This window comes from Streptomyces sp. NPDC046862, from assembly GCF_040704615.1.
GTDB lineage: Bacteria > Actinomycetota > Actinomycetes > Streptomycetales > Streptomycetaceae > Streptomyces.
Window position 1 is genome coordinate 39,085 of record NZ_JBEYXP010000009.1, and the last position, 17,494, is coordinate 56,578.

General features: G+C 71.4%; 12 protein-coding genes. 5 read left to right on the forward strand and 7 right to left on the reverse strand.

Features of this window, described 5'->3' with window-relative positions; translation table 11 throughout:
* Positions 1–178: 178 nt before the first annotated feature.
* Together AB0959_RS12100 and AB0959_RS12105 are read left to right on the forward strand one after the other, a co-directional pair.
* On the forward strand, positions 179–379 hold the full coding sequence (locus AB0959_RS12100; RefSeq protein ID WP_366826253.1) for a DUF397 domain-containing protein: 201 nt from the start codon (positions 179–181) through the stop codon (positions 377–379).
* A 237-nt stretch (positions 380–616) separates the two neighbouring features.
* The gene (locus AB0959_RS12105; RefSeq protein ID WP_366826254.1) at positions 617–1,732 is read left to right on the forward strand and encodes an ADP-ribosylglycohydrolase family protein; all 1,116 of its coding nucleotides are present in this window, start codon (positions 617–619) and stop codon (positions 1,730–1,732) included.
* Between the two features lie 180 nt (positions 1,733–1,912).
* Here the strand turns inward: AB0959_RS12105 and AB0959_RS12110 are convergent, their stop codons facing one another.
* Positions 1,913–3,472, reverse strand: coding sequence for a sodium:solute symporter family protein (locus tag AB0959_RS12110; RefSeq protein WP_366826255.1), 1,560 nt, complete (start codon positions 3,470–3,472; stop codon positions 1,913–1,915).
* Positions 3,473–3,649: 177 nt separating this feature from the next.
* Positions 3,650–4,435, reverse strand: a complete 786-nt coding sequence (locus AB0959_RS12115; protein ID WP_366826256.1) for an SDR family oxidoreductase — start codon at positions 4,433–4,435, stop codon at positions 3,650–3,652.
* Between the two features lie 150 nt (positions 4,436–4,585).
* Here AB0959_RS12115 and AB0959_RS12120 point away from each other — a divergent pair, with 150 nt between their 5' ends.
* The gene (locus AB0959_RS12120; RefSeq protein WP_366826257.1) at positions 4,586–5,425 is read left to right on the forward strand and encodes a hypothetical protein; all 840 of its coding nucleotides are present in this window, start codon (positions 4,586–4,588) and stop codon (positions 5,423–5,425) included.
* A gap of 146 nt (positions 5,426–5,571) precedes the next feature.
* Here the strand turns inward: AB0959_RS12120 and AB0959_RS12125 are convergent, their stop codons facing one another.
* From AB0959_RS12125 to AB0959_RS12135, 3 genes are all read right to left on the reverse strand, one after another.
* The gene (locus AB0959_RS12125) at positions 5,572–7,152 is read right to left on the reverse strand and encodes a LamG domain-containing protein (RefSeq protein ID WP_366826441.1); all 1,581 of its coding nucleotides are present in this window, start codon (positions 7,150–7,152) and stop codon (positions 5,572–5,574) included.
* Positions 7,153–7,846: 694 nt separating this feature from the next.
* A complete protein-coding gene (locus tag AB0959_RS12130) occupies positions 7,847–10,471 on the reverse strand; it encodes a tetratricopeptide repeat protein (RefSeq protein ID WP_366826258.1) in 2,625 nt (874 codons plus the stop codon).
* A 102-nt stretch (positions 10,472–10,573) separates the two neighbouring features.
* Positions 10,574–10,927 (reverse strand): hypothetical protein, encoded by a 354-nt coding sequence (locus AB0959_RS12135; protein WP_366826259.1) that lies wholly within the window; start codon positions 10,925–10,927, stop codon positions 10,574–10,576.
* A 164-nt stretch (positions 10,928–11,091) separates the two neighbouring features.
* Here AB0959_RS12135 and AB0959_RS12140 point away from each other — a divergent pair, with 164 nt between their 5' ends.
* Positions 11,092–11,643 carry a DUF2165 domain-containing protein gene (locus tag AB0959_RS12140; protein WP_366826260.1) on the forward strand — a complete coding sequence of 184 codons (552 nt, stop codon included), beginning with the start codon at positions 11,092–11,094 and terminating at the stop codon, positions 11,641–11,643.
* 261 nt (positions 11,644–11,904) lie between these two features.
* Here AB0959_RS12140 and AB0959_RS12145 read toward each other — a convergent pair whose 3' ends face one another.
* Positions 11,905–14,499 (reverse strand): bifunctional FO biosynthesis protein CofGH, encoded by a 2,595-nt coding sequence (locus AB0959_RS12145; protein ID WP_366826261.1) that lies wholly within the window; start codon positions 14,497–14,499, stop codon positions 11,905–11,907.
* 343 nt (positions 14,500–14,842) lie between these two features.
* Positions 14,843–15,697: an LLM class F420-dependent oxidoreductase gene (locus AB0959_RS12150; protein ID WP_366826262.1), complete on the reverse strand. Its 855-nt coding sequence runs from the start codon at positions 15,695–15,697 to the stop codon at positions 14,843–14,845.
* A gap of 192 nt (positions 15,698–15,889) precedes the next feature.
* On the opposite strand from AB0959_RS12150, the gene AB0959_RS12155 reads away from it, so the two are divergent.
* Entirely contained in the window at positions 15,890–17,419 is a 1,530-nt protein-coding gene (locus tag AB0959_RS12155) for a CehA/McbA family metallohydrolase (protein ID WP_366826263.1), read from the forward strand.
* The last annotated feature ends 75 nt before the right edge of the window (positions 17,420–17,494 follow it).

The following is a 17,494-nucleotide window of genomic DNA, read 5'->3' on the forward strand; positions in this document are numbered from 1 at the left end:
GAAGACCTCAGGGATATATGCCATCCGGTCGAGTGAATAGTCGCTTCAGCCACCGATGTTGGCGAGTAGCGTCGATCACGCCACCGAGCAACAACGTTGGCGCAAACCGAACAGCGGGCTCCGACCGGAGCCCGCAGGACGGTGACAGCAACTCGACCCACTGCTTACCGGAGCGAACATGGCAATCCGTCAGGGAGCCACTTTCCAGTGGACCAAGTCCTCGTACTCCGCGGGCAACGGTGCCTGCGTGGAGGTCAAGTCCCCCGTCACGACCACGCTCGCCGTCCGCGACTCCAAGGTTCCCGAGGGCCCCGCGCTGGCGTTCCCCTCGAACGCCTGGAGCGCCTTCGTGACGGGCGTGGACCGGGGAGCCTTCTGACCCTCGTCCACTCCCTCGATCAACAACTGCACAGGCAACACCGATTGAGCCCTCTCGACTGGCCCGCCGTCCCGGCCGAGGGGGTTCGGCCTTGCCCCGGCACGGTGAAGGAGGTCCGGCCCACGACAACCCATAGGTGACCTCTCGGCCACACGTCGCATACCGATCCGCGCCGACAACCGACCGTTCTCGTTCGATTACAGTGCCTGAGCGAGGCGGTGGTGGGAGGTGGGTGCGGTGGTTGCGAACGCCGGGGCCGTGTGGGGGCGGGCCGAACAGCAGGACTTTCGTAGCCGGGTGCGTGGGACGCTGCTCGGTGCGGCTGTCGGGGACGCGCTGGGCGCGCCCATCGACGGGCTCACCCTGGAGGAGATCCGCGCGGCGCACGGGCCGGAGGGGCTCGTCGACCTGGCGCCCGCGTTCGGCAGGCGCGGTGCGGTCACCGACATCACCCAGCTCACCCTCTTCACCGTGGACGGGCTGATACGGGCCCAGGTGCGCCGGGACACGGGCGCCTGGCACCCGCCGACGGACCTGCACCGGGCGTACCTCAGATGGGCGGCGACGCAACGGGACTGGGGGCCCGACGAGAGACGCAAGGACGACGGGTGGCTGGCCCGCGAGGAGTGGCTGTACGCCCGTCGCGAACCCTCCCGCGCCTGTCTGCTCGGCTTCGGCGACGAGACCATGGGCACGCTGGACGCGCCCAAGAACCCCGGCGAGCCCGGTCCCGAGGCCGCGGCCCGTTCCGCGCCCTTCGGGCTCCTCGTCGGCTGGGAGTCGCAGCTCGTGGTGCAGCTCTCCGTGGAGTGCGCCGCACAGACCCACGGACATCCGAGGGCGTATCTCGCCGCGGGGGCCTACGCCTCGATCGTGCACGCTCTGGCGCGGGGGGACAGCCTCGACGCGGCCGTCCAGCAGGCGCTGGTGCTCCTAGCCGCCCGGCCCGGGCACGAGCCGGTCACCGCGGCCCTCCAGCAGGCGCTCGGTGCCGTACGGCAGGGCATGCCGTCGCCGACGCGGGTGGAGGAGCTCGCCGGGGACGGTACGGCGGACGGGGCGCTCGCCGTGGCGGTCTACTGCGCGCTCGTGGGGGAGGACATACGGCACGGGCTGTGTCTCGCCGTGAACCACGGGGGGCCCTCCGGGGCGACGGGGGCGCTCACGGGTGGACTGCTCGGCGCCCTCCACGGCGAGACCGCCCTCCCGCCGGCCTGGCTGGCCGAGCTGGAGGGCCGCCCCACGCTCCTCGTCCTGGCGGACGACTTCGCGATGGAGATGACCCAGGGCCCGGCCCTGCACGGCCCTACCGGGTCGTCTCCGGGGTGGCTGACGCGGTATCCCAGGGCGTGAGGTTGTTCCGTTCCGAGAGGTTCGTGGATGGTCGGGGTGGGTGGTCGGCTGCGGGTGGTCGGCTGCGGGTGGTGTGTGGCTGGTCGCTCCCCCACTCTCGAGCGGAGCCGAGAGTGGGGGAGGGACGGGTAGGGGCGGCGGGGGCGAGACACCCCCGGGGCGCCCCCGACCGCCCGTACCTCACACCCCCGAAGGGCTCGACGCGTCCCTCGGTTCCGCGGGGACCGCCACCGCGGCCCCGTCCCCGTCCGTGTTGACCGACTCGATGATCGCCAGCCGCTCCGGGGTGTCCTCCGGCTTCAGGTAGCCGATGAGGATGTAGAGGACGAGGGAGACGGCCAGCGGGATCGAGACCTGGTACTGGAGCGGGACCCCGCCCTCGATCTGCCAGCTGATCGGGTAGTTGACCAGCCAGAAGGCGAGCAGGCCCATCGACCAGCTGGTGAGGGCCGCCGTCGGGCCGGAGCGGCGGAAGGGGCGCAGCAGGCCCAGCATCATCGGGATGGCCATCGGGCCCATCAGGCCGGCCACCCACTTGATCACGACGGTGATGATGTCCTTGAAGGCAGGGGAGTTGACCTGCGTGGCCGCCGCCATGGACAGGCCCAGGAAGACGACGGTCGTGATGCGGGCGACGCGCAGGCCCTGCCCCTGCGTCCAGGTCCGCGCCCTGCGCCAGATCACCGGCGCGCAGTCCCGCGTGAAGACCGCCGCGATCGCGTTGGCGTCCGAGGAGCACATCGCCATGGTGTGCGAGAAGAAGCCGACGATGACCAGACCCAACAGGCCGTGTGGAAGCAGCTGTTCGGTCATCAGACCGTAGGAGTCGGAGCCGTCCGGCTTCTGCGACTCGACCAGCAGCGGCGACATCCACATGGGGAAGAACAGGACCACCGGCCACACCAGCCAGAGGATCGCCGACAGACGCGCCGAGCGCTCGGCCTCGTACGCGCTGGCCGTGGCCATGTAGCGCTGGGCCTGGTTGAGCATGCCGCCGTTGTACTCGAACAGTTTGATGAAGAGGAAGGCGAGGAGGAAGACCGTGCCGTACGGGCCGACGAGCGGCTCCCCGTGGCCCCGCAGCTCCGGCTCGTCCCACGCGCCGAAGAAGCCGATGCCCTTGTCGTTCAGTTTCAGGACGACCGCCACGAACATCGCGATGCCCGCGAGGAGTTGGATCACGAACTGGCCCAGCTCCGTCAGCGCGTCCGCCCACAGGCCACCGATCGTGCAGTAGACCGCCGTGATCGCGCCGGTGATGAGGATGCCCTGGTTGAGCGAGATGCCGGTGAAGACCGACAGCAGGGTGGCGATCGCCGCCCACTTCGCGCCCACGTCCACGATTTTCAGCAGCATCCCGGACCAGGCGAGCGCCTGCTGCGTGGGCAGGTTGTAACGGTTCTTCAGGTACTCGAGTGGAGACGCCACGTGCAGTCGTGAACGTAACCGGTTGATGCGCGGAGCGAACAGCTTCGAGCCGATCGCGATGCCGAGCGCGATCGGGAAGGACCAGGTGACGAAGGACGTGACGCCGTAGGTGTACGCGATGCCCGCGTACCCGGTGAACATCACCGCGCTGTAGCCCGACATGTGGTGCGAGATGCCGGACAGCCACCAGGGCATCTTCCCGCCGGCGGTGAAGAAGTCGCTGACGTTGTCGACCCGCTTGTGCGACCAGATGCCGATCGCGACCATCACTCCGAAGTAGCCGATGAGCACGGCCCAGTCGAGACCGTTCATGTGCTCCCTCCCGGGAATTGGACCGGTGCATGCCAAGGCACCCGCGCAGTGCCCGCTCATCGTGGGATCCGCCGGACACCCTCGGCAACGGCCCGTAGGGTCAAGAGGGAGCAAAAAAGTTCTGCTAGTTGACCTCCGTTCATATCAATGAACGCGCAGAACTTGGCCGAATCACGGCTACCGCATCACCTCACCGGCGTTGACCAGCAGCGACTGCCCGGTGATGGCCCGCGCCCGATCGGACGCCAGGAATACCACCGCATCCGCGACATCTCCGTCCGTAGCCAGCTCGGGCAGCGCCACCCGCTCGGTGAGCCGCCCCAGCACCTCCGCCTCCGGCACGCCCTCGGTGTGCGCGGTGAACTGGACGTACGCCTCCACCGGCGGCCCCCACATCCAGCCCGGCAGCACGGTGTTGACCCGGATCCGGTGCGGGCCCACCTCCCTCGCCAGCGAGTACATGGCACTGGTCAGCGCCCCCTTCGACGCCGCGTACGCCGCCTGCCGCACCTGCGAGGGGGCGGCCACCGACGACTGCGTCCCGATGATCACGACCGACCCGCCCCGCTCCTTCAGCGCCGGAAGGCAGGCCCGCGTCATCCGCAGCGTCCCCAGCAGGTTGACGTCCACGACCGACTGCCAGGTCGTGAAGTCGGCGTCCTCCACGCCGCCGAAGTAGCTGTCCCAGGCCGCCACGTGCACCACCGCGTCGATCCCCCCGAACCGCTCACGGGCCAGCCCCGCCAGCGCCTCGCACTGCGCCTCGTCGGTGATGTCGGTGGCGCGGTACGCCGTGTGGGCACCGTCCGGATCGAGCTCGGCCGCGACCTTCGCGAGGTTCGCCTCCGTCCGCGCGCCCAGCACGGCGTTGCCCCCGTCCCGCACGACGGCCGCGGCGACCCGGTGCCCGAGCCCGGCCCCGACCCCCGAGACCACGACGGTCTTCCGCTCCAGCAGTGACATGGGCGCCTCCCGGCCTCTGGCGGTTTACCTGACGGCCCGTCAGATTAGGTGGACACAACCGCACACGGAAGGCGTCGGACGAACGGCTTCGAACGGACGGCTTCGAACGGACGGCTTCGAACGGACGGCTTCGAACGAAAGGGGAGCAGCATGTCCCAGGAGACCCGCAGCGAGGTGTACGCGGAACTGGCGGCCGTCGGCCCGTACGGCCTCCACCCCGGCCACGCCCTGATCACCATGGTGGAGCCGCATCCGGGCCACGAGTACGCGTACAACCGCTGGTACGAGGACGACCACTACTACGCGGGCGCCATGGCGATGCCCTGGATGTACGCGGGCCGCCGCTGGGTGGCGACCAGGGACCTCCAGCTCCTGCGCTACCCCGAGAAGTCGGCGGTGGCCCAGCCGGTCACGGCGGGCTGCTACATCACCGTCTACTGGGTGACCGCGGGCCGCTACGACGACCACATGAAGTGGACGGTCGCCATCAACAAGCGTCTCAACCGTGACGCCCGCGTCTACCAGGACCGTACCCACGTCTTCACGGCCTTCCAGGACCACGAGGCGACGGTCTACCGCGACGGCGCCGCGGGCCCCCGCGACTTCCACGCCCTCGACCACCCGTACGCGGGCCTGGTGGTGGAGGTCATCGACGCGCCGGGCCCGGCGGAACGGGCCGAACTGCTGGAGTGGCTGCGTTCCCGCCACCTGCCGAAGCGCCTCGCGGGCTCCCCGGCCGCCATGGTCACGGTCTTCCGCCCGACCCCGCTCCCCCTCGACCGCATGTCGTACGTCCAGCAGGTCGAGGGCGTCGACACCCGGCTCACGCTGCTCTGGTTCCTTCAGGCGGATCCCCGCGAGTGCTGGGACGGGAACTTCACGGGACTCGACGAGGCCGTGGCCGAAGCGGGCCTCGGGCGGGTCGAGTTGGTGGCGCCGTTCATCCCGACGGTGCCGGGGACGGACCGGTACGTCGATCGGCTTCGCTGACCGCCGCCCGCCGCCCGCCGCCCGTCGGCACCTTCAACACGGCAGCTGCAACGAGAAGGGCTGCGGGCCCCCGCCGTCCCCTGGATCGGCTGGATCGGCGGAGGCCCGCAGCCTCGGGCCTCGCTTCGCTCAGCCGTCCGCGCCCGCTACCAGGAGCACAGACACGGCTCGGTTCCGAACCCCAGCTGTTGGATGTCGGACTGGCTCAGCACCCCGGCGAACGCGTGCACCTCGTCCACGTCCCCGCGCAGGTACTCTCCCCAGCCGTCACCTGTCCGGGCCCGGCCGATCTGGAGAGGGCCGGAGCTGGGCCAGCCGTTCGCGAAGTCGGCCGTTGCGGCAGGCCCCGCCTCGCCGTCCAGGTAGAGCCTGACCTGGTCGGTGGCGTCGTCGTAGACGACGGCGAGCCGGTGGCCGTCGCCCTCGCCGCCGTCCGCCATCGCGACCTGGGCCACCACGGTCTCCGGCGCGCCCTGCTCGTCCCGCTGCGGCATCACCAGCTGCCAGGCGTGCTCCGAGGGCTGGTAGCGCACCTTGAAGGCGTCGGTGCGCTCACCGCCCTGGGACAGCACGGTCATCGGCTGCTCCGGTTCGGTGTCGGCCAGGCGTACGACCACGCCGATCGTGAAGCTGTCCGAGGTGTCGAGGACCGGTCCCGTCGTGGCCGCGTGGCCTGTCTCACCGTCCAGTGTCAGGTGCCCGTCACCGACGAGCGCGTACGGCACCGCCGGACAGTCCGGGTCGAGGTCCGGAAGGCAGGAGCCGTCCGGACCGCGGTGGATCGCCGCACCCTCGCTCAGTTTCAGGGGCGACCCGCTGCCCTGCTCGGGGCTGTCACCGTCCCGCGCGGTCTCCAGTGACCAGTGGCCGAGCAACCGCGGTGTGCGGTGGGCCAGTTCGGTCGCCTCGGCGGGGACGACGACCCGGTCGTGCACCCTCACGTCGCCCAGGCCGCCCCGCCAGCGGTCGTGGTAGCCGTTGCCGTCGCGGGCCCGGCCGATCTGGAAGGCGCCGGCCTCCCCGGCGGGCGCGGCCTGCGTCCTCGTGCCGGCCTCCCGGCCGTTGACGTACAGCTGGGCCACGCGGGTCTCGGCGTCGTACAGACCCAGGAGATGGGTCCATTCGCCGGTCTCGGGTGCGCCGCCCGAGATGCGTGCGCCGCCGACGGTGAACGACCAGGCCGGCGCCTCGCCGTCCCGGGTGCGCAGGCCGAGGGCGAAGCCCGCGGAGTCCCCCGCGTCCTGGCTGGCGACGGTCATGTTCCGGTCGGTCTGCGCGGGCCGCACCCAGGCACTGACCGCGAACGTCTCGCCGATGTCGGCGACGGCCGGCGTGTCCGGCGTGAGGTAGCCGTGGCTGCTGCCGTCCAGGGTGGCCGTGGAGGTGAGGCCGGTGCCCTCGGGAGCCGAGGAGCCGAAGGTCACGCCGGAGGCGGCGTGCGCGTCGGTTCCCGCCTCGGCGTCCGCGCTCGTGGCGCCCGCGGCGTCGTCCAGCTTCCAGTGGGCGACGGGGGCACGGCCGGACTTCACGTAGAAGCGGTACGTCGACTCTCCGCTGCTGCGTCCGGAACGGTCGACCGCACGGACCGTCAGCGTGTTGGGACCCGACTTGAGCGGCAGGAAGGGGATGGTCACCGCCTCGCCGGGACTCTGCGCCCGCGCGGTTCCGTGAGGGCCGCCGATGAAGTCGTACACGTAGGACACGACGTCGTCCGACGGCGAGTCCATGGTGAAGTGGCCGTACACGCCCACGCCGTCCACCCAGAGCACGTCCTCGGGGTACTCGGGCGAGGTGATCGTCGCCTTCTGCGGGCTCTCGTCGTCGTACACGAACTCGCAGACCGAGCCCTCGCCCTCCGAACTCCAGGGAGAGGTCGCCGTACCGTCGTTCGCGCGAACGTGCCACGAGACGACGGTGTCCGGCGGGATGCTGTCCTCCGGCATCCGCCACCGCTGCCGAGTGCCGGAGAGCGTCTCGTGCGTCGTGTACGTGCGTCGCTGTTCCACGCCCTCGGAGTCCGTCCACCAGGCCTCGAACTCCCCCTTGACCAGGTTGGCCTCGGCGGGCTGGTTGTCCTCCTCCGGGTCGTACAGGACGGCGCTGAGCGTGGGCGGCCCCGACACGAACGCCCTGTCGGCCCCCGCCGCGCACTCCTTGGCCCCCGTCTGCAGGTCCTGGACGAGCGGCTGCTTCGGCGGCAGGTTGCCCGCGGCCTGCGCCACACCGGACGTGGCCGCCACGACGGCCGCCAGAGAGCACCCCACCGCCAGCAGTCTGCCGCCGCCGGATCTCTTCACCTTGCCCAACTGTTCCCTCCCCTGTGAGCTTTCCCGCCTCGCGGATCACGCGAGCCGCAGGAGGCTAACAGGGGGCGCTGACAGCGCCGAACCGGTTTTCCGGCCGCGGATCACGCGCCCCGCGCTACTCCCCGTGTCGCGCTCGGGCGGCCTCCGTGGCCCGGACGTGGGTCTCCCGGACGAAGGGGTCGTCGGGGCGCAGGCCGAGGGCGCGGTCGGCGTCGGTCAGCGCACGGGCCGGGTCGCCCAGTTCCAGGTGGACGAGTGCACGTCGGCCCAGGGCCCAGGCGTAGTGCGGCTTGAGCTCCACGGCCCGGTCCAGATCCGCGAGGGCCTCCTGGTGGCGGCCCAGTTCGGCCCGGGAGGCCGCGCGGCTCGCGAAGGCCGACGCGTAGTCGGGGTCGAGTTCCAGGGCGCGGTCGTAGTCGGCGAGGGCGGCCTCGTGGTGGCCGGCCGCGCGGAGGGCGTCGCCGCGCTCGCACAGCCCCCAGGCCCAGTCCGGCTGCAGGACGACGGCCCGGTCCAGGTCCTCCATCTGCCGCGTGGCCTCCCCGAGGTCGCGCAGCACGCGAGCCCTGCGCACCAACGCCCACGCGTAGTCGGGCTCCAGCTCCAGCGCCCGGTCGAGGTCCGCGAGTGCCCGGTCCAGGTCGCCCAGGCGGAGCCAGGTCGCTCCGCGGGAGGCCCAGGCGAACTCCCGGCCCGGGTCCAGCAGGATCGCCCGGTCGAGGTCCGCCAACGCCTCGTCGTACTGTTCCAGGATCCGGTGGTACTCGCCTCGGGTGGAGTGGCTGCGGGCGTGGTCCGGCTCCAGTTCGAGGGCGCGGTCCAGGTCGCGGATCGCGGCGCGGTAGTCGCCCAGGTCGGCGTGGGCGAGGGCACGGCCCCGGTGAGGGCGGGCGAGGCCGGGGGCGAGGACGAGGGCCCTGTCGTACTCCGCGAGGGCCCGCAGGTACGCGCGGGCGCCCCGCAGGGACTTGCCGCGCGCCAGATGGGCCAGGGACAGGGTGTGGTCGTCCAGGTCGACCCGGGCGTACTCGATGCGTTCCTCGGGTGCTGCCGCCCCGCGGGTGCGTGCGCGTTCCTCGTCCATCCAGGCGGTGGTGGGGCTGTGTGCCGCGGGGAGTTCGCCGGCCTGCTCCAGCAGCAGTTCGAGCGCGGCGGCCTCGCGCCCGCGTTCGAGCGCCCCGGCCAGTCCGGCCGCCCAGTCCCGCAGTGCCTGGACCTCTGTGTCCTCCCCCGCGTCCCGCAGCAGCCCCACCCAGCGCCGGGCCACGTCCTCGCCCTGATCGCAGGCCACGACGAAGTCCCGCAGGACGTCCGCCAGAGCGGTCCGCGTCCCGGCGCACAACCGGTGGTACGACTCCTCCAGCCGCAGCCGGCGCCACCACTCGTCCGCCCAGGCCGCCTCTTCCCCGCCGAGCTCCGTCTCGATCTCGGCCCGCCACTGGCGCAGGGCCTCGGCGAGGCGGCGGTGCCGGGCGGTCCACTGGCGCGGTGACCGGTGCCTCTGCAGCCGCAGCATCGGTGTCCGTACGAGGTCGTGGTACCGCACCCGGTCACCGCGATCACTGACGAACGGCAGCCCGCGCAGCCACTCGAAGAACATCTCGGTCTGGTCCTCCGCGCACCGCACGGCGACCTGGACCACGTCGGCGTCCAACTGCCGGGGGAACGCGCAGGCCAGCGCGGCGGCCCGGTGCACCGGGTCCTGCTCCCACTTCAGGAAGCGGTCCACGGCGGTCACGCTCGGGTCGCCGATGTCGTCCACGTCCGCCGGCCGGGCCTGCGCGAGGGTCGACACGAGGACCGGCAGCCCGCCCGTGAGCCGGAGCACCTCCCGCACGACCGGCTCGTCCACCACCCCCTTGTCCGCGAGCACCTCGCGCGACTCCGCCTCCGTGAAGGGCTCCAGCGGCACGTCGGTCACGAAGTCGGCGACGTCGCTCCAGCGGGTCGCGTCGAGGGGGTACTGGCCGGAGGTGACGACGACCAGGTTGTCGGGGATCTCGCCGTACCGGTCGGTGGCCAGCATGTCGTGCAGCCAGCGGTCGAGTACGGGACCGGTGCGCTCGTAGGTGTCGAGGACGAGGACGATCCAGGGAACGTCGGCGGCGACCTCCCGCACCTCCCTCAGCAGCACCGGCGTCAGCACCTGCTCGGGCTCCCGGACGAGCCGGGCGTCCTCCTGGTTGCGGAAGCGGGTGCCGATCCCGGCGCGCATGTGCTCGACGCCCCGGGCGAGTTGGTCGGAGTCGACGCCGGCACTGGCCAGCGGCCCGACGACCGGCACGTACCCCAGCGCCGCCGTGGCCACCCGCGCCACGGCCGTACTGCCCACGGAGGGCGCCTGCGGGTCGGGGACGGCGGTGAGCGCGGCGATCTCGGCCTCGTACCGTCGCTCACGGTACGAGGCCAGCAGGCGCTCCAGCTCCTTGACCCGGTGGCCCTGCGCCGCGCACTGGGCGCTGATCGCGGTGAGGACGTCGGGCACACTGCCCACGGCCTCGTCGACGTACACGGTCAGCGCCCCGCGGTCCCGGGCGATCTGCTCCAACTCCCGTACCAGGAACGTCTTTCCGACCCCGGCGTTGCCGTGCACGTGGAAGAGAAACGTGGGAGGGGCCCCGTCCTCGGGGGCGAGATCGAGGTTCTCCCGGAACGCGGCGCGCTCGGCGTCCCGCCCGACGAAGGTCTGCCGTCTGCGCCGCCGGATCAGCTCCAGCCTCGACGGCCGCACCCGCGCCATGTGTTCCTCCGCCCGTCCGCCGGATCACCGCCCCACCGGCCACCAGTCTTACCCAACGCATCGAACGTTGGGTCGGGTTGGGACCGAAGTGACCTCCGCCGATCAGTGCCGCGTACGCAGGCGACGGGCCAGGCGCCTGATACTCGTACGCCTTCGACCCGGACGGTCGGTGAGAGCGGTCCGGGCCCCCGGCTCCCCCGGCCGTGTGAGGTAACCACTGGGTCGCCAGTGGCCGTCCGGTGACAGCAGGGGCGCCTTGCGCTCCGTCTGCGCCTTGATCTCCTGGTAGGACTCGTGCGAGGTCACGCGGTACGCCTCCTCCCACGACGCCAGCGCCGCCCGAACGGCCCCACCCGCGGTACCGCGCCGCCGCACGTGCGACGCCAACCACGCGAAGCCGCACAGGACAGCGGCGAGGCCACCGAAGACCGCCACCAAGGGCAAGGCATCACTCATGTCCCGAGCGTAAGTCGGACGAGGGCGGCTCCGAGGCGGGAACGGACGCCGGAGGGCTCTTGGGCTCGCTTTGTGGTGTTTGCGGTGGAGTGCTGAGGCCGCCCTCACTCAACTCGCCAAAAATCACTTGGGGTTGACGGGCAGTCCAGGGACATAGTCCAACCATGACCACAACCCAGAAACCCCAGTCACAGCTGGCCTCCCGGTCCACGTTCCTCCCTCTCGCCGCCACCCTCCTCACGGCGACCGTCGCCCTCTACATCGCCCTCGTCGCCTTCAGCAACATCACCGACTTCGGTACCAATCAGGCGTTCGTCCAGCACGTCCTCGCGATGGACACCACGTTCAAGGACGAGGACCTGATGTGGCGGGCGATCGAGTCGCGGGCGCTGCAGAACGCCGCGTACGTCGCGATCATCGTGTGGGAGACCGTCGCGGCGCTCGTGCTCATCTGGGGCACGTATCTCTGGGTGCGCAGGGATCAGTACCGTGCCCGGCGCTTCTCCACGCTCGGGCTGCTGATGCTCATGCTGCTGTTCGGCGCCGGGTTCATCGGGGTCGGCGGTGAGTGGTTCGTGATGTGGCAGTCGAAGAGCTGGAACGGGCTGGATGCGGCGACGCGGGTCCTCACGCTGAGCGGCATCGTCCTTCTGGTCATCCATCTTCCGATGGGCGGCCGGGCGCCCGCCTCCGACGCGAGTACGGCCGAGCGGTAATCGACCGGTATTCGCGGAGGGTGTCCCCCCAGCCATGGCCCTGGCATCGGGCACGACCAGCCCGGCGTCGGCCACGGCGGCGGCCGCCGAGACCGGCGGCCGATACCGGCGCGGCTGCCGAGCGGGGGAACAACCCCACGCACCGTCGCCGAGTGTCTCGCGAGTCCCAGCGACACACCGCTTTCACGGCGTGTCGCTGGGACTGAGAAGCCAATTGGTCTCAGGCCGCGGATCGTCTCCGTCCCCGAGGGCTGGACGGACTCAGTCCAGCACCGGTAGCAGCTCCGGCAGGTGGCCGTCCGACAGCTCCGCCGCTCGCTGTCGTTCCTCCGGGACCTCGCCGTACAGCGTCGTGCGCGGTTTGGCCGGGCGGGCTGCCGCCTCCGCCACCGCGATCAGGTCCTTGACGGACTTGTACGAGCCGTAACTCGACCCCGCCATACGGGAGATGGTCTCCTCCATCAGCGTGCCGCCCAGGTCGTTGGCGCCGGAGCGGAGCATCTCGGCGGCGCCCTCGGTGCCGAGCTTGACCCAGCTGGTCTGGATGTTGGGGATGTGAGGGTGGAGGAGGAGGCGGGCCATGGCCGTCACCGCGCGGTTGTCGCGGGTCGTCGGGCCGGGGCGGGCGATACCCGCGAGGTACACCGGGGCGTTGGTGTGGATGAACGGGAGCGTCACGAACTCCGTGAAGCCGCCCGTCTGTTGCTGGATGCGGGACAGGGTGCGCAGGTGGCCGAGCCAGTGGCGGGGCTGGTCCACGTGCCCGTACATCATCGTCGAGGAGGAGCGGATGCCGAGTTCGTGCGCTGTCGTGATCACTTCGATCCACGTGGCCGTGGGCAGCTTGCCCTTCGTCAGGACCCAGCGCACCTCGTCGTCCAGGATCTCCGCGGCCGTGCCCGGGATGGTGTCGAGTCCCGCCTCCTTCGCCGCCGTCAGCCACTCGCGGATCGACATGCCGGTGCGGGTCGCGCCGTTCACCACCTCCATGGGGGAGAAGGCGTGCACGTGCATGCCGGGGACGCGGGACTTGACCGCCTTCGCGATGTCGAAGTACGCCGTGCCCGGCAGGTCCGGGTGGATGCCGCCCTGCATGCACACCTCGACCGCGCCCACGTCCCAGGCCTGTTGCGCCCGGTCCGCCACCTGGTCCAGGGAGAGGGTGTACGCGTCGGCGTCCGTGCGACGTTGGGCGAAGGCGCAGAAACGGCAGCCGGTGTAGCAGACGTTGGTGAAGTTGATGTTGCGGGTGACGATGTAGGTGACGTCGTCGCCGACCGCCGACTTGCGTACGTCGTCGGCGATCCGGCACAGGGCGTCCAGCGCCGGGCCGTCCGCGTGCAGCAGGGCGAGGGCCTCGTCGTCGGTCAGCTTCGTCGGGTCGTCGGCCGCGGTGCGCAGGGCCTCGCGTACGTCGGTGTCGATGCGCTGCGGGGCCATGCCGGGGGCGGCCGCCTCGCGCAGGGCGTCCCAGTCGCCGTACACCTCGTCGAAGTCGTCGCGCCGGTCGGACGTACGGCCGTCGGTGTCGATGGCGGTGTGGAGGTCGGTGCGGCCCGAGGGCTGGAACGCCTCCTCGGGCTCCTGCCACGGGTGGCCCTCGACGGGTGCGTCGGGAAGGGCCAGGCCCGTCTCCGGGTCCGCCAGTGCCCGTACGTGCGGAAGGAGCCGGGGGTCCAGCCAGGGCTCGCCGCGGGTCACGAACTCCGGGTAGACGCAGAGCCGTTCCTTCAGCTCGAAGCCCTCGGCCGACGACTTCTCGGCGAGTTCCTCGATCTGGGGCCAGGGGCGCTCGGGGTTCACGTGGTCGATGGTGAGCGGGGAGACGCCGCCCCAGTCGTCGATGCCGGCGGCGATGAGGCGTGCGTACTCGGAGTCGACGAGGTTCGGGGGCGCCTGGATGCAGCCGGCCGGGCCCATGACGAGGCGGGCCACGGCGACCGCGGCGACGAGCTCGTCCAGTTCCGCGTCCGGCATGCCGCGCATCGCGGTGTCCGGCTTGGCGCGGAAGTTCTGGATGATCAGCTCCTGGACGCCGTGGTAGGCGCGGGAGACACGGCGCAGGGCGAAGAGGGACTCGGCCCGCTCCTCGTACGTCTCGCCGATGCCGATGAGGATCCCTGAGGTGAAGGGGACGGAGGAGCGGCCGGCGTCCTCCAGGACGCGCAGCCGTACGGCCGGTTCCTTGTCCGGGGAGCCGTGGTGCGGTCCTCCGGGCTCGGACCAGAGGCGGGTGGCGGTCGTCTCCAGCATCATGCCCATGGAGGGGGCCACGGGCTTGAGCCGCTGGAAGTCGGTCCAGGTCATGACGCCCGGGTTGAGGTGCGGGAGGAGTCCCGTCTCCTCCAGGATGCGGATGGAGATGGCGCGGACGTAGGCGATGGTGTCGTCGTACCCGTGCGCGTCGAGCCACTCGCGGGCCTCCGGCCAGCGGTCCTCGGGCTTGTCGCCGAGGGTGATCAGGGCTTCCTTGCAGCCGAGTGCGGCACCCTTGCGGGCGATGTCGAGGACCTCGTCCGGGGACATGAACATTCCGTGGCCCGTGCGGCGCAGCTTGCCCGGGACGGTGACGAAGGTGCAGTAGTGGCATTTGTCGCGGCACAGCCGCGTGAGGGGGATGAAGACGCTCTTCGAGTAGGTGATGACGCCGGGCCGGCCGGCCGCCGCCAGGCCCGCGTCGCGCACGCGGGCCGCCGACGCCGCCAGGTCCTCCAGGTCCGCGCCGCGGGCCTGGAGCAGAACGGCCGCCTCGGTGACGTCGAGTGCGACGCCGTCACGGGCGCGTTTGAGAGCGCGACGCATGGAGTTCTCGGTCGGGCCGGTCCCTGGGGTCCCTGGGGTCGCGGAAGTCGTCATCCTTCGAGCATACGATCGGCGTGATCAGCGAGGTCCGCCCCGCGGGTGCCGGTGGATGACTGCGGGTTCGTCGTGGCTGGTCGCGCAGTTCCCCGCGCCCCGCAAAAGCACGGGCACGCCCCAGGCCTTCAGGTACGCGGAGAACCGAGCGGCCTTCGAGGGCCGCGCAGAACCGCGCGGTTTTTAGGGCCGCGGAGAACCACGCGGAATCTCAAGGCCGCGCAGAACCGCGCGGTTTTAGGGGCGCGGGGAACTGCGCGACGAGCCACGACGAAACCCGCACCCGTCCACCCACGCACGCACGCACGCACCCACGCCCCCACCCCAACCCGGCAGACGAGACCTACCAACCTCCCACATACACCCCGTACTCATCCAGGGTGCGCAACACACCCCGCTCATCCGCCGGAGGCAACTGCACCACCACCTCCTCGACCCCCAGTTCCGCGAAGCGCTCCAGCTTGCCCGGCGCGGGCCGAACCGCGGACGGGACGATCTGGAGGGCCCCGGGGTCCCGCCCCGCCGACACCCACGCCTCGCGCAGAACCGGCAACGACTCCGAAAGCCCCCGCCCCCCGATCGGCATCCACCCGTCCGCGTACTCACACACGTACGCGAACAGCTTCGGACCGGCCGCCCCGCCGACCAGCGTGCGCGGCCCCACCACCGGCCCGCGCACCTCCTGGACAGGCTTGGGGTGGGCGTGACTGGCCCGCACGGAACCGAACGCACCCTCGTACGCCGTCGGCTCCGCCGCCCACAGCGCCCGCATCAGCGCCATCCGGTCCCGGACGAGCTCCCGCCGCGTACCCCAGTCGACACCGTGGTCCGCCGCCTCCTCCACGTTCCACCCGAAGCCGACGCCGAGCGTGAACCGGCCCCCGGAGAGGTGGTCGAGGGTCGCGGCCTGCTTGGCGAGGACGACCGGGTCGTGCTGGGCGACGAGCGTGATGCCGGTGCCGAGGCCCAGCCGCTCGGTGACCGCGGCGGCCTGCGCGAGCGCGACGAAGGGATCGAGGGTGCGGCCGTACTCCCGCGGCAGTTCCCCACCCGCCGGATACGGTGTCGTCCGCTCGACGGGGATGTGCGTGTGCTCGGGCAGGTACAGCCCGCCGAAGCCGCGTTCCTCCAGCTCACGGGCGAGTCGGGCCGGAGTGATCGTCTCGTCGGTGAGGAAGATCGTGGTCGAGATCCGCATGGGCCGTTCCTAACACCGATCGCGAGCACCCGGAAGGCGACCACGCCGCTTGCGCGCAACATGCCGATCCTCTTCCCTTGCACGGAAGTTCACGGCTGAATAGCAAGGTTGTACGCGCCACACCTGCACCACCCAAGTGACGACCCCCAGTGACGACACCCTGTGACGATCCGACGCGTTGGGAGCAGCAGCATGTGCGAGGACGACGACCGCGGCGCAGGCCTGGGCAGACGCGCCCTGTTCGTGACGGGCGCCGCCGCCGCGCTTACGTTGGGGAGTGTGAGCTTCGACAACGGCCCGGCCGCCGCGGCGGCGAGCAGCCAGGAGACGAAGACGGTGCGCGGCACGCTGCCCACCGGCTCGCCCGACTACGTGTACCTCCCCGTCGAAGTACCGTCCGGCGTACGGGAGCTGCACGTCGCGTACACCTACGACAAACCGACCGTCCCGGCCGGCACCGTGGGCAACGCCCTGGACATCGGCATCTTCGACGAGCGCGGCACCGACCTCGGGGGCCGGGGCTTCCGCGGCTGGTCGGGCGGGGCGCGGTCGGAGTTCTTCATCCGGGCGGACGACGCGACGCCCGGCTACGTCCCCGGCCCGGTCCGCCCCGGTACCTGGAACATCGCGCTCGGCCCGTACACGGTGGCGCCCGAGGGCCTGGCGTACGAGGTCACGATCACCCTCACATACGGCGAACCGGGGAAGACCGTGAAGCCGATCTACCCGCCGTCCCGGGCGAAGGGCCGGGGCCGGGCCTGGTACCGCGGTGACTGCCACCTGCACTCGTGGTACTCAGACGGTCGCCGTACCCCGGCGGAGATCGCGGCGCTCGCCCGTGCCGCGGGGCTCGACTTCATCAACACCTCCGAGCACAACACCCACTCCGCGCACGCCCACTGGGCCGACCAGGCGGGTGATGACCTCCTGATCCTGCTGGGCGAGGAGGTCACGACGCGCAACGGGCATGTCGTGGCGCTGGGCACGGACCCGGGTACGTTCATCGACTGGCGCTACCGGGCCCGGGACAACCGCTTCGGCAAGTACGCGCGCAGGATCCGCGAGGCCGGCGGCCTGGTCGTCCCCGCCCACCCGCACGCCACCTGCATCGGCTGCAACTGGAAGTTCGGCTTCGGCGAGGCCGACGTGATCGAGGTGTGGAACGGCGCGTACACCCCGGACGACGAGGTGGCCCTCGCCGACTGGGACGGCATGCTGGTCGCCTCGGTGCGGGCGAACGGCGGCCGGTCCTGGATCCCGGCGATGGGCAACAGCGACGCCCACCGCGACCCCGACCCCGTGGGCCGTCCGCAGACGGTCGTCCTCGCCGACGACCTGACCCGCGAGGACATCCAGGAGGGGCTGCGGGCGGGCCGTTCGTACGTCGCCGAGTCCAGGACCGTGTCCCTGTCCTTCACCGCCGTCGGCGGGCGGGGCGAACACGCGGGCATCGGCGAGCGGCTCGACGTGGACCGCGACGACCCGGTCACGGTCCGCCTGGAGGCCACGGGCGCGCCCCGCTGCACGGTCCGGTTCGTCACCGACCAGGGTCTCCTCCACACCAGCGAGCCCCTGTCGGTGTCCGGTACGGACACGGTCGAGTGGCGTACGACGGCGCAGTACGCGGCGTACGTACGGGCGGAGCTGCGGCACGAGGCCGTGATCACGTCCTACCCGGGACCTCTGGCGGCGTTCACGAACCCGATCTTCCTGGGGCGTTAGCCGGGGACACCGCGTCACTCGCCGGAGGACGGAACGACCCTCGTGGCACAGGGCACAGGGCACAGGGCACAGGGC